Source organism: Micromonospora sp. WMMD729 (assembly GCF_049315225.1).
In the GTDB taxonomy this organism is placed as follows: domain Bacteria; phylum Actinomycetota; class Actinomycetes; order Mycobacteriales; family Micromonosporaceae; genus Micromonospora.
In genome coordinates, this window is record NZ_CP186059.1 from 3,994,313 (window position 1) to 4,006,597 (window position 12,285).

General features: G+C 70.9%; 10 protein-coding genes. All 10 read left to right on the forward strand.

From position 1 onward, the window contains the following. Positions 1 to 33: 33 nt before the first annotated feature. The 10 genes from adhE to ACN263_RS18260 all read left to right on the forward strand — a co-directional run bounded on the left by adhE (position 34) and on the right by ACN263_RS18260 (position 12,282). Positions 34 to 2,607 carry a bifunctional acetaldehyde-CoA/alcohol dehydrogenase gene (gene adhE, locus ACN263_RS18215; protein ID WP_422735580.1) on the forward strand — a complete coding sequence of 858 codons (2,574 nt, stop codon included), beginning with the start codon at positions 34 to 36 and terminating at the stop codon, positions 2,605 to 2,607. After that, on the forward strand, positions 2,604 to 3,557 hold the full coding sequence (locus tag ACN263_RS18220) for an Acg family FMN-binding oxidoreductase (protein ID WP_422735582.1): 954 nt from the start codon (positions 2,604 to 2,606) through the stop codon (positions 3,555 to 3,557). Before adhE ends, ACN263_RS18220 begins: the two co-directional genes overlap by 4 nt. Positions 3,558 to 3,651: 94 nt before the next feature. After that, positions 3,652 to 6,309: a pyruvate, phosphate dikinase gene (gene ppdK / locus ACN263_RS18225; RefSeq protein WP_422735584.1), complete on the forward strand. Its 2,658-nt coding sequence runs from the start codon at positions 3,652 to 3,654 to the stop codon at positions 6,307 to 6,309. Positions 6,310 to 6,423: 114 nt separating this feature from the next. Beyond that, positions 6,424 to 8,664, forward strand: a complete 2,241-nt coding sequence (pflB, locus tag ACN263_RS18230) for a formate C-acetyltransferase (RefSeq protein ID WP_422735585.1) — start codon at positions 6,424 to 6,426, stop codon at positions 8,662 to 8,664. Further along, positions 8,658 to 9,410, forward strand: a complete 753-nt coding sequence (pflA, locus tag ACN263_RS18235) for a pyruvate formate-lyase-activating protein (protein WP_422735587.1) — start codon at positions 8,658 to 8,660, stop codon at positions 9,408 to 9,410. Before pflB ends, pflA begins: the two co-directional genes overlap by 7 nt. A gap of 51 nt (positions 9,411 to 9,461) precedes the next feature. Beyond that, positions 9,462 to 9,857 (forward strand): GntR family transcriptional regulator, encoded by a 396-nt coding sequence (locus tag ACN263_RS18240; RefSeq protein WP_422735588.1) that lies wholly within the window; start codon positions 9,462 to 9,464, stop codon positions 9,855 to 9,857. Further along, positions 9,854 to 10,753, forward strand: coding sequence for an ABC transporter ATP-binding protein (locus tag ACN263_RS18245; RefSeq protein ID WP_422735589.1), 900 nt, complete (start codon positions 9,854 to 9,856; stop codon positions 10,751 to 10,753). Before ACN263_RS18240 ends, ACN263_RS18245 begins: the two co-directional genes overlap by 4 nt. Next, positions 10,750 to 11,727, forward strand: coding sequence for an ABC transporter permease subunit (locus ACN263_RS18250; protein ID WP_422735591.1), 978 nt, complete (start codon positions 10,750 to 10,752; stop codon positions 11,725 to 11,727). Before ACN263_RS18245 ends, ACN263_RS18250 begins: the two co-directional genes overlap by 4 nt. A 32-nt stretch (positions 11,728 to 11,759) precedes the next feature. Continuing rightward, entirely contained in the window at positions 11,760 to 11,969 is a 210-nt protein-coding gene (locus ACN263_RS18255; protein WP_422735593.1) for a hypothetical protein, read from the forward strand. A gap of 61 nt (positions 11,970 to 12,030) precedes the next feature. After that, complete coding sequence (locus tag ACN263_RS18260; RefSeq protein ID WP_422735595.1) at positions 12,031 to 12,282, forward strand: potassium transporter TrkA; 252 nt, start codon at positions 12,031 to 12,033, stop codon at positions 12,280 to 12,282. Positions 12,283 to 12,285 lie beyond the last annotated feature (3 nt).

Below are 12,285 nucleotides of genomic sequence, written 5' to 3' on the forward strand. Positions count from 1 at the left end.
GGTCGACAGGACGGACCGGCGGAGGGCGGAAGCATGATCGGGACCTTGGTGGAGAACGGCCGCACGGCGTTGGCCAGGTACGACTCCTACGACCAGGAACAGGTCGACGAGATCGTGAAGAAGGCGTCGGTGGCCGCGCTGAGCCGACACGCCGAACTCGCGCTGCTGGCGATCGAGGAGACCGGTCGGGGCGTGTTCGAGGACAAGGCGGTGAAGAACATCTTCGCCTGCGAACACGTCACCAACCACATGGCCGACATCCGTACGGTCGGGGTGATCGCCCGCGACGACATCACCGGGATCACCCAGATCGCCGAGCCGGTCGGGGTGGTGGCCGCGGTGACTCCGGTGACCAACCCGACCTCGACCACCATCTTCAAGGCGCTGCTGGCCCTCAAGACCCGCAACCCGGTGATCTTCGCCTTCCACCCGGCGGCGCAGCGCTGCAGCCAGGAAGCCGCCCGCACGGTCCGCGACGCCGCCATCGCCGCCGGAGCGCCGGAGCACTGCGTCCAGTGGATCGAGCATCCCTCGGTGGCCGCGACGAACGAGTTGATGCAGCACCCGGGTGTCTCGGTGGTCCTCGCGACCGGCGGCAACGACATGGTCCGGGCCGCCTACTCGACCGGCAAACCGGCGCTCGGCGTGGGGGCCGGCAACGTCCCGGCGTACCTCGAGGCGACCGCGGACGTGGCCCGCGCGGTCAACGACGTGGTGCTGTCCAAGTCGTTCGACAACGGCATGATCTGCGCCTCCGAGCAGGCCGTCATCGTCGACGACGCGATCCGGCCCGCCGTCCTCGCCGAGTTCCGGCGACTGCACGCCCACGTCGCGACGCCGGACGAGAAATCGCTGTTGGACAAGCTGCTCTTCGGCGCCGGGAAACTCAACCCGGACGTCGTCGGGCAGTCGGCTGCCTGGATCGCCGAGCACGCCGGCTTTCCGGTCGCCCCGGACACCTCGATCATCCTGGCCCCGGTCGACCGGGTCGGCCCGGCCGAGCCGCTGACCCGGGAGAAGCTCTGCCCGGTGCTCGCCCTGCTGCCGGCCGGCGACCACGAACAGGCCCTCGGGTACGCCGAGCAGATGGTCGAGTTCGACGGCCTGGGCCACACCGCCGTCATCCACACCCGGGACGCCGAACTGGCCGAGGCGTACGGCCGCCGGATCAAGGCCGTCCGGATCATCTGGAACGCGCCGGCCTCGCAGGGCGGCATCGGCGACATGTACAACGCCCTCCTGCCGTCGCTGACCCTGGGCTGCGGCAGCTACGGCCACAACTCCGTGTCGCACAACGTCACCGCGGTCGACCTGCTCAACATCAAACGAGTCGCCCGACGGACGAACAACCTGCAGTGGTTCAAGGTGCCGCCGAAGATCTACTTCGAACCGAACGCCATCCGCTACCTCGCCGACATGCCCGACCTGCACCGGGTCACGGTGGTCACCGACCACACCATGACCAAGCTCGGGTACGTGGACCGGGTGCTGTCGGTGCTGCACCGCCGCCGCGAGCAGGTGGCGCTGCAGATCATCGACGACGTCGAGCCGGAGCCCAGCGTGGGCACCGTGGACCGGGGCGCCGAGTTGATGCGGTCGTTCCGGCCGGACACCATCATCGCCCTCGGCGGAGGTTCGGCGATGGACGCCGCCAAGGTGATGTGGCTGCGCTACGAACACCCCGAGGTCGTCTTCGCCGATCTGCGGGAGAAGTTCTTCGACATCCGCAAGCGGGCCTTCAAGTTCCCCACCCTCGGCGCCCTGGCCCAACTCGTGTGCATCCCGACCACCTCCGGCACCGGGGCTGAGGTCACCCCGTTCGCCGTCATCACCGACACCGCGTCCGGCAAGAAGTACCCGCTCGCCGACTACGCTCTCACGCCGAGCGTGGCGATCGTCGACCCGGTGCTGGCCGCCGACCTGCCCGCGGTGGTCACCGCGGACAGTGGCTTCGACGCGCTCACCCACGCCATCGAGTCGTACGTGTCCGTCTACGCCAGCGACTTCACCGACGGTCTGGCCCTGCACGCCATCCGGCTCATCTTCGGCAACCTCACCCGCGCCGTGCGGCACGGCTCCGCCGACCCGCAGGCCCGCGAGAAGATGCACAACGCCGGCACGATCGCCGGCATGGCGTTCGGCAGCGCCTTCCTCGGGATCGTGCACGCCATGTCGCACACCCTGGGCGCCACCTTCCACGTCGCACACGGGCGTACCAACGCGATCCTGCTGCCGCACGTCATCCGCTACAACGGAACGGTGCCGAGCAAGCTGACCGGCTGGCCGAAGTACGAGAGCTATCGGGCACCGCAGCGCTTCGCCGACATCGCCCGTACCCTCGGGCTGCCCGCGGCGACCGACGCCGAAGCGGTCGAAGCGCTGGCCACGGCCGTCGAGAGGCTGCGCGACGAGGTGGGCATCGAACCCTCGTTCGCGGCCGTCGGCGTCGACGAGAACGCCTTCCTCGCGGCGCTGCCCCAGCAGGCGCTCAACGCGTACGAGGACCAGTGCGCGCCGGCCAACCCCCGGATGCCGATGCTCGACGACATGCAGGAGTTGATGCGCGCCGCCTACTACGGACCGGCGACCACGGCCGGCACGTCATGAGCGTGCTCGTGCGGTGCGTGGCCGCGGCGACCCTCGCCCCTTCGCTGCACAACAGCCAGCCGTGGCGGTTCCGGATCACCGACCGTGAGGTGTGGGTGTACGCGGACCACAGCCGCCGACTCGACGCGCTCGACGCGTCCGGGCGTGAACTCCTGATCAGTGTCGGCGCGGCCGTGTTCACCCTGCGGCTGGCGCTGCGCGCGCAGGGGTGGCGGACGACGTACGTCCTCTTCCCGGAGCCGGACTCGCCCGACCTGGTGGCCCGGGTGCTCCTCGACCGCGAATCCTCACCGCCGGAGACCGTGACGACGCTGGCCGAGGCGATCGCCCGGCGGCACACCAACCGGCGGCCGTTCGCCGACTCGGTGGTACCCGCCGACGCGATCGAGGAGCTGACCCGGGCCGCCACGGACCAGGGGGCGGCCCTCGCGGTCGCCGGCCCGGTCGCCCGGAACGCCATCCTGGGGCTCGGGCAGCAGGCCGAGCGCCGGCTGCGGGCGAGCGGCCGCTACCGGGCCGAGCTGAACCGATGGACCAGACCGATCCCGGGCCGCCACGACGGCGTCCCGGCCACGGCCATCGGACCGTGGGACGCTCTCGAACGGATGCCGATCCGGGACTTCGGCCTCGTTCGGTCGCAGCCCTGGCGCACGAGTGAACTCTTCGAGGCGCACCCGACCATCGCCGTACTCGCGACGCTCGGTGACGGCCAGAACGACTGGGTCCGCGCCGGTCAGGCGTTACAGCACGTTCTGCTGGTAGCCACCCGGCTGCGGTTGGCCACCACGCCGATCAGTCAACCGGTCGAGGTGCCGGCGATCCGCGCGCTGCTCACCGACACCACAGCCGGCCGCTGGGCACAGATGATCATCCGAATCGGGTACGGGCCGCAGGCCCCGGTGACACCGCGCCGACCGCTGTCCGAAGTGCTGGAACGCGACGACCAGTGACCATCGCACGGCCCGTCGACCAGGGACGTCCGACCCTACGACGAAGCACACCTACCGGCCTACAAAGGAGAAAAGGGAAGGGGTGCCAGGTGCCATGACAACATTCGTCCACGACTTCACCGACGGCAACAAGGACCTCAAGGACCTGCTCGGCGGCAAGGGCGCCAACCTGGCCGAGATGACTCTGATGGGCCTGCCGGTGCCGCCCGGATTCACCGTCACCACCGAGGCCTGCCGCGTCTACCTGCGCACCGGCGCGATGCCCGAGGGGCTGTTCACCGAGGTCGAACAGCACCTGCGACAAATGCAGCACCGGATGGGCAAGACCTTCGGCGACGCCCGCGACCCGCTGTTGCTGTCGGTGCGGTCCGGCGCCAAGTTCTCGATGCCGGGAATGATGGAGACGATCCTGGACATCGGCCTGAACGACGCGAGCGTGGTCGGTCTCGGCCGGCAGAGCGCGGACGAGCGGTTCGCCTGGGACTCGTACCGACGCCTGATCCAGATGTTCGGCAGGACGGTCTTCGACGTTCCCGGCGACGCCTTCGAGGAGGAACTGGCGGCGGCCCGGTCGATCGCGGGCGTCGCGACGGATCCGGAACTCGACACCGCTCACCTGCGGAACCTGGTGGACGCGTACAAGAAGGTGTTCCGCGAGCACGTCGGCCGGGACTTCCCGCAGGCGCCGCACGAGCAGCTGTTCCTGGCGATCGGCGCGGTGTTCCGGTCGTGGAATGCCGAGCGTGCCGTCCTGTACCGGCGGCAGGAGCGCATCCCGCAGGACCTGGGCACAGCGGTCAACGTCATGACGATGGTCTTCGGCAACCGCGGGGAGAACTCCGGCACCGGCGTCGCCTTCACCCGGGACCCGGCCACCGGCCGGCGCGGCGTCTACGGCGACTACCTGCGCAACGCCCAGGGAGAGGACGTGGTCGCCGGAATCCGCAACACGGTGCCGCTGGCCGAGCTCGCCACCATCGATCCGACGAGCTACCGCCAGCTCCTGTCGATCATGCAGCGGCTCGAACAGCGGTACCGCGACCTGTGCGACATCGAGTTCACCATCGAGAACGGCAGGTTGTGGATGCTGCAGACCCGGGTCGGCAAGCGCACCCCGGCCGCCGCGTTCATCATCGCCGCCCAACTGGTCGACGAGGGCACCATCACCCTGGACGAGGCGCTGCAACGGGTCACCGGCGAGCAACTGGCCCAACTGATGTTCCCCAGCTTCGACACCACCGCCGCTCCCCCGCCGCTGACCACCGGCGTGCCGGCCTCTCCGGGCGCGGCCGTCGGCGCGATCGTCTTCGACTCCGCCGCCGCTGCGGCGGCGACCGAGCCGGTCATCCTGGTGCGCCGGGAGACCAACCCCGACGACCTGCCGGGCATGATCGCCGCTGCGGGTGTGCTGACCGCGCGCGGCGGCAAGACGTCACATGCCGCGGTCGTCGCCCGTGGCATGGGCAGGACGTGCGTCTGCGGTGCGGAGGAACTGCGCATCGACGGCGACTCGGTCACCGTGGCCGGCCGCACCCTGCACGCCGGTGACGTCATCTCGATCGACGGCACCACCGGAAGGGTCTATCCGGGGTCGGTCGCCGTCCGGCCTTCCGCCGTCGTGCGGTACTTCGAGGGCGAACTGCGGGCGCACGGCGACCCGCTGCTCTCCGCGGTGGAGCGACTGATGGCCCACGCCGACCACCGGGCCCGGCTCGACGTGCACGCCAACGCCGACACCGCTGCCGACGCCGCCCGGGCCCGCCGCTTCGGCGCCACCGGGGTCGGCCTGTGCCGTACCGAGCACATGTTCCTCGGCGACCGCCGACAACTGGTCGAGCGGCTGATCCTGGCCGAGGACGACGCGGCGCGCGCCGACGCTCTCCAGGCGCTGCTGCCCTTGCAGCGGGCCGACTTCGAGGAGTTGTTCGCCGCGATGGACGGGCTGCCGGTGACCGTGCGGCTCATCGACCCACCGCTGCACGAGTTCCTGCCCCCGCTGGAGGAACTTGCCGCCCGGGTGGCCCACACCCAGGCGCTCGGCGGGGATCCGGGCCACGACGGCGCACTGCTGACCGCGGTACGGCGAATGCACGAGCAGAACCCGATGCTGGGGCTGCGCGGCGTACGCCTGGGCCTGGTCGTCCCGGGTCTGTTCGCCATGCAGGTCCGCGCGATCGCGCAGGCCGCGGCCGCGCGGGTCGCCGCCGGCGGCGACCCACGGCCGGAGATCATGGTTCCGCTGGTCGGAGCGGTACAGGAACTCGAGACGGTACGCGCGGAAGCGGAGTCGGTGCTCGCGAGCGTGCCCGGTGCGCCGCAGATCCGGCTCGGCACCATGATCGAGGTGCCCCGGGCCGCCCTGACCGCCGGGCAGATCGCCGACGTCGCCGAGTTCTTCTCCTTCGGCACCAACGACCTCACCCAGATGACCTGGGGCTTCTCCCGCGACGACGTGGAAGGCGCGTTCTTCGGCCGGTACCTCGAGCTGGGCATCTTCGCGGTGTCACCGTTCGAGAGCATCGACCGCGACGGTGTGGGCGAGCTGGTCCGCACCGCCGTCGAGCGTGGCCGCGCCGTCCGGCCCGATCTGACCGTCGGCGTCTGCGGCGAGCACGGCGGCGATCCGACGTCGGTGCGGTTCTTCCACGACGCCAACCTGGATCACGTGTCCTGCTCGCCGTTCCGGGTCCCGATCGCCCGTCTCGAAGCCGGCCGTGCCGCGTGCACGGTGACCGGCTCGGACAGCCGGTAGACGGCCACGATGACACCACCCGCAGGTCCCGGATGGTCCCGGCCCGTCCGGGACCTCCGGCCCTGAATCCGGGCGACGTCCTCGGCAAGGCTGGGAGGAGACGAAGGAGGGGTCATGGCCACCACATCCCACGAGGCCTGGCACGGATTCCGCGGCACCGGTTGGCGCGAGACGATCGACGTCGGCGGGTTCGTCCACGACAACATCGAGCCGTACGCGGGCGGGCCAGAGTTCCTGACCGGGCCGACACCCCGTACCGAGCGGATCTGGCAGAAGCTGCGGCACATGTTCGTCGAGGAGCGCCGCCGTGGCATCTACGACGTGGACCTCCACACCCCGTCCACGATCACCGCACACGAGCCGGGCTACCTCGACCGGGATGACGAGCTCATCGTGGGCCTGCAGACCGACGCGCCGCTGCGTCGCGCGATCATGCCGAACGGCGGACTGCGGATGGTGCAGGCCGGCCTCGAGGCGTACGGGTACACCCTCGACCCGATGGTGGAGAAGGTCTTCACCCGGTACCGCAAGACGCACAACGACGGCGTCTTCGACGCCTACCCCGCCGACGTCAAGGCCGCCCGCCGCTCGCACATCATCACCGGACTGCCCGACGCGTACGGCCGGGGCCGGATCATCGGCGACTACCGGCGCGTGGCGTTGTACGGGGTGGACCGCCTGATCGCCGAGCGCCGTGCCGTCAAGGCGTCGCTCGACGCGCACCTGTCGTCGGAGGACGTGATCCGCGACCGGGAGGAGTTGGCCGAGCAGATTCGGGCGCTGGAGGAGCTGCGACTCATGGCCGGCCGGTACGGGTACGACATCGCCGGCCCGGCCCGCACCGGCCAGGAGGCGATCCAGTGGTTGTACTTCGCCTACCTGGCGGCCACCAAGGAGCAGAACGGCGCGGCGATGTCGCTCGGCCGGACCGCCACCTTCGTCGACGTCTACCTCCAGCGCGACATCGCCGAGGGCCGGGTCACCGAGCGGGAGGCACAGGAACTCGTCGACGACTTCGTCATCAAGCTGCGGATCGTCCGCTTCCTGCGCACGCCCGAGTACGACCAGTTGTTCTCCGGCGACCCGACCTGGGTGACCGAGACGCTCGCCGGGATCGGCTGCGACGGCCGCCCGCTGGTCACCCGCACCAGCTTCCGCTACCTGCAGACCCTGTACAACCTGGGGCCGGCGCCGGAGCCGAACCTGACCGTGCTGTGGTCGCCGGCGCTGCCCGAGCCGTTCAAGCGGTTCTGCGCCCAGGTCTCGATCGACACGAGCGCCATCCAGTACGAGAACGACGACCTGATCCGGCCCGCGTACAGCGACGACACCGCCATCGCCTGCTGCGTGTCGGCCATGCGGGTGGGCAAGGACATGCAGTTCTTCGGCGCCCGCGCCAACCTCGCCAAGGCCCTGCTGTACGCGATCAACGGCGGCCGGGACGAGCTGACCGGCGAGCAGATCTTCGTCGCCGAGCCGGTCGGCGGCGACGTGCTCGACTACGACGAGGTGGTGGCCGCGTACGACCGGACGCTCGACTGGCTGGCCGAGACCTACGTCGACGCGCTCAACGTCATCCACTACATGCACGACAGGTACGCCTACGAACGCATCGAGATGGCCCTGCACGACTACCCGGTGCACCGCTTCCTCGCCACCGGCGTCGCCGGCCTGTCGGTCGCCGTGGACAGCCTGAGCGCCATCAAACACGCCCAGGTGAAGGTGCTGCGCGACGAGCGGGGCCTGGCCGTCGACTACGCCGTGGACGGCGACTTCCCGGTCTTCGGCAACAACGACGACCGGGTCGACGCGATCGCCGTCGACCTGGTCGAACGATTCATGGCCAAGATCCGGCGGCAGCCCACCTACCGGGGCGCCGAACCCTCGCTCTCGGTGCTCACCATCACCTCCAACGTGGTCTACGGCAGGCACACCGGCAACACGCCGGACGGGCGGCGCGCGGGTGAGCCGTTCGCGCCGGGGGCGAACCCGATGAACGGCCGCGACACGCACGGCATGGTCGCCGCCGCGCTGTCGGTCGCCAAGCTGCCGTACCGCAGCGCGCGCGACGGCATCTCGTTGACGATCACCGTCACCCCGGACGGCCTCGGTCACGCCCGTGACGAACGGATCACCAACCTCGCCGGGGTGCTCGACGGCTACACCGACAGCGGCGGCTTCCACCTGAACGTCAACGTGCTGGACCGGGCGACGCTCGAGGACGCCATGGCCCACCCGGAGAAGTACCCGCAGCTGACCATCCGGGTCTCCGGGTACGCGGTGAACTTCGTCAAGCTCACGGCTGAGCAGCAGCGGGACGTCATCTCCCGGACCTTCCACGGATCGCTGTGCTGACCGTCGGCACGGCGCCGGTGACCGGCTCGGTCCACTCCTTCGACATCTCCACCGGGGTGGACGGGCCGGGCACCCGGTTCGTCGCGTTCCTGGCCGGCTGTCCGCTGCGCTGCCTCTACTGCCACAGCCCCGACACCCAGTACCGCCGGTACGGCCGACCCACCTCGGTACAGGACCTGGTGACCGAGATCCGCCGCTACGAACGCTTCCTCAAGGTCGCGCACGGCGGCGTCACCCTGAGCGGCGGCGAACCGCTGCACCAGCCCGCGTTCACCCGCGAGGTGCTTCGCCGCTGCACGGAGATGGGGCTGCACACCGCCCTGGACACCAGCGGCCTGCTCGGCGACCGCGCGGACAACGCACTGCTCGACGCCACCGACCTGGTCCTGCTCGACATCAAGTCCGGCGACCCGGCCACGTACCGGGCGGTGACCCGCACCGGGCGGCTGCAACCGACGGTACGGTTCGCGCGCCGCCTGGCCGACCGTGGCATGCCGATCTGGGTCCGTTTCGTTCTGGTGCCCGGCCTCACCGACGACCCGGGCAACGTCGAGGCCGTGGCGTCCATCGCGGCCGACCTGCCCACCGTCGAACGCGTCGAGGTGCTGCCGTTCCACCGGCTCGGCGCGCGCAAGTACGCCGCCCTCGGCCTGCCGTTTCCCCTGGAGCGCACCCCACCGCCGGACGAGGCGCTGCTGCGGCGGGTCATCGGCCAGTTCCAGGATCACGGGCTGACGGTGTACTGACCGCCCCTTTGCTGCTTTACTATGCTCCTAGTAAAGCAGCAAAGGAGCACCGTGTTCGTCTTCCGGCTCGACACCCACTCCGGGGTGCCGCCGTACCTGCAACTCGTCCAGCAGGTCCGTCAGGCGGTGCTGCTGGGCTTCCTCCAACCCGGTGACCGCCTGCCGCTCATCCGCGAGGTGGTCGAGGACCTGGCGATCAATCCGAACACGGTCGCCAAGGCGTACCGGCAGATGGAGCAGGAGCACCTGGTCACCGGCCGACCCGGCCAGGGCACGTTCGTCACCGCGCAGCAGTCGGCCGCGATGTCGGCGTCGACGTACACGTCGCTGCGCCGCGGCCTGGCGACCTGGCTGCGCCGCGCCTACGCGGCCGGCCTCGACGAACAGGCGGTCGACGCGCTCTTCACCTCCGTGCACCAGCAGACCAGGAACGAGGACGTGGCGTGACAGCGACGGAGTTCGCGCTACGCACCGACGGCGTGGGCAAGCGGTACCGCAAGGGCTGGGCGCTGCGCGACTGCACCCTGGCCCTGCCGACCGGCGGCGTGATCGCCCTGGTCGGGCCGAACGGCGCGGGCAAGACCACGCTGTTGCGCATGGTCGTCGGGTTGCTGGCGCCGAGCACCGGCACGGTGGAGGTCCTCGGCCACGACGTCACCGCCAGCACCCCGCAGACGCTGTCCCGGGTCGGGTTCCTGGCCCAGGACCACCCGCTGTACAAGCGCTTCACCGTCGCCGAGATGCTGCGCTTCGGCCGGGCCTGCAACCTGCGGTTCGACCAGGGGCTGGCCGAGCGCCGGTTGGCGAGGCTGGGCATCCCGCTCGACCGCCGGGCCGGTTCGCTCTCCGGCGGGCAGCAGGCCCAGGTCGCGCTGGCGCTCGCCCTGGCGAAGCGGCCCGACCTGCTCGTCCTCGACGAGCCGGTGGCCAGCCTCGACCCGCTGGCCCGGCACGAGTTCCTCCAGGTGCTGATGGGCGCGGTGGCCGAAGGCGGGGTGACCGTGCTGTTCTCCTCCCACGTCGTGCACGAACTGGAACGCGTCTGCGACCACCTGGTCGTGCTCAACCAGGGCCGGGTCACGCTCACCGGCGACATCGACACCCTCCTCGCCGAGCACCGGCTGCTCGTCGGCCCGCGCACGGCCACCGACCTCGACCGGTCCGGCGCCGTCGTGGAAGCCGTCCACAGCGACCGGCACACCACCCTGCTGGTACGCGACGGCGGGCTCCCGACCGCGCCCGGGTGGCAGGCCCGACCGGTCGCGCTGGAGGACCTGGTGCTGGCGTACCTGCGCCGGCCGTCCGAGCAGAGCGCCACGGTCGCGTCGGAGGTGGCCGCATGACGTGGTTGCTCTGGCGTCAGCACCGGACCGAGGTCTGCGTCCTGGGCCTGCTCGTCGGCCTGTTCGGCATCGCCCTGCTCGTGTTCGGGACGCAGGCCCACGACCTGTTCCCCGGCGGTCCGGCCCGGTGCGCGGGTGCGGACGGCGTCGACGAGGTCTGCACGGCCTCCTTCCGCCGGCTCGACGACGAGTACGGGTACGTCGAGAACCTGCTGGCGGCCTTCTACCTGGTCCCCGTCGTCATCGGCGCGTTCCTCGGCGCACCACTGCTCGCCCGCGAACTGGAGGACGGCACCTGGCAGCTCGCCTGGACGCAGGCCGTGCCGCGGCTGCGCTGGCTGGCCGCCAAGCTCGCGGCGCTCGCCGCCGTCACCGTCACGCTCACCGGGATGTTCACCGCCGTGCTCACCTGGTTCCGTCAACCGTTCGACGCGTGGGAGGGGCGGTTCCAGTACGACGCCTTCGACCTGGAGGGACTCGTCCCGGTGGCGTACGCCCTGTTCGCGTTCGGCGTCGCCACCGCCGCCGGGGCGATCCTGCGGCGCAGCCTGCCCGCGTTCGGCGTCGCGTTCGGGGCGTTCCTCGCCGCCCGGATGTCGGTGGCGCTGCTGGCCCGTCCCGCGTACGCCACGCCGCTCACCACCATGGGACCGGTTCCCGCGGGCGGCCCCACGGAGCAGGTACGGCACCGGCTCGTGCCCGGCGTCGCCGACTGGGTGATCGAACGCGGCTACGCGGACGCCACCGGGCACAGGCTGAGCAGCGTCGAGTACCACGAACTGGAGGATGCCGCCGACCGGGCCGGCACCAACCTCAACCAGTTCCTGCACGAGCGGGGCGTCCAGCAGTTCGGGGTCTACCACCCGGCCGACCGGTTCTGGACGTTCCAGCTCGTCGAGGCGTCCCTGTTCGTCGCCGCCGCGGTGGTCCTGATCGGTGTGGTGGTGTGGCGGGTCCGCCGCCGTGTGGTCTAGGGATCGCTCTGGGCGACGGCTATGGTTCGGGTATGCACGAGCGACGTGGCCCTCGGCGCGTCGGCGAGCGGACGCCGCTGCCGACGATGCTGCTGCTGGCCGTGCTCGTGCTGGTGCTCTCGGCCACCCGGTCGATCGGGCTGTGCATCGTGTTCCGTTCCGCACGGCGGGCGACCCCCGGTTGTGTGCCCGCGTGGTCGGCGGATCGCGCCCCGCCGCGCCGCGCGCTGGGCCTCGCCTGATCCGCTCGCACCGCCGTCGAACTCGCTACGCGGATGCGCCACCCTGCCCGCTGGAGCCCTCATGATTGTCGAACTGACCCCGCTGCCCGGTATCGGGGTCCGCCGCATGTTCACCACCGCCGACGGTCGGCGGGTAGGCGTGGTCACGCACCACCCGGGCGGTCGGCGGGACCTCGTCTACGAGTCCCCCGACGACCCCGATGCCACCTGCTCGCTGACCCTGACCCGCTCCGAGGCGGTGACCCTCGCCGGACTCCTGGGCATCCTCGACGTCCTGGACATCGTCACCGTGACCGAGCCCGCTCCGGCCTGACGG

Coding starts and splice junctions, on each gene's coding strand:
- adhE (WP_422735580.1), top strand. CDS start 34: ATGATCGGGACCTTGGTGGAGAACGGCCGCACGGCGTTGGCCAGGTAC.
- ACN263_RS18220 (WP_422735582.1), top strand. CDS start 2,604: ATGAGCGTGCTCGTGCGGTGCGTGGCCGCGGCGACCCTCGCCCCTTCG.
- ppdK (WP_422735584.1), top strand. CDS start 3,652: ATGACAACATTCGTCCACGACTTCACCGACGGCAACAAGGACCTCAAG.
- pflB (WP_422735585.1), top strand. CDS start 6,424: ATGGCCACCACATCCCACGAGGCCTGGCACGGATTCCGCGGCACCGGT.
- ACN263_RS18250 (WP_422735591.1), top strand. CDS start 10,750: ATGACGTGGTTGCTCTGGCGTCAGCACCGGACCGAGGTCTGCGTCCTG.
- ACN263_RS18255 (WP_422735593.1), top strand. CDS start 11,760: ATGCACGAGCGACGTGGCCCTCGGCGCGTCGGCGAGCGGACGCCGCTG.
- ACN263_RS18260 (WP_422735595.1), top strand. CDS start 12,031: ATGATTGTCGAACTGACCCCGCTGCCCGGTATCGGGGTCCGCCGCATG.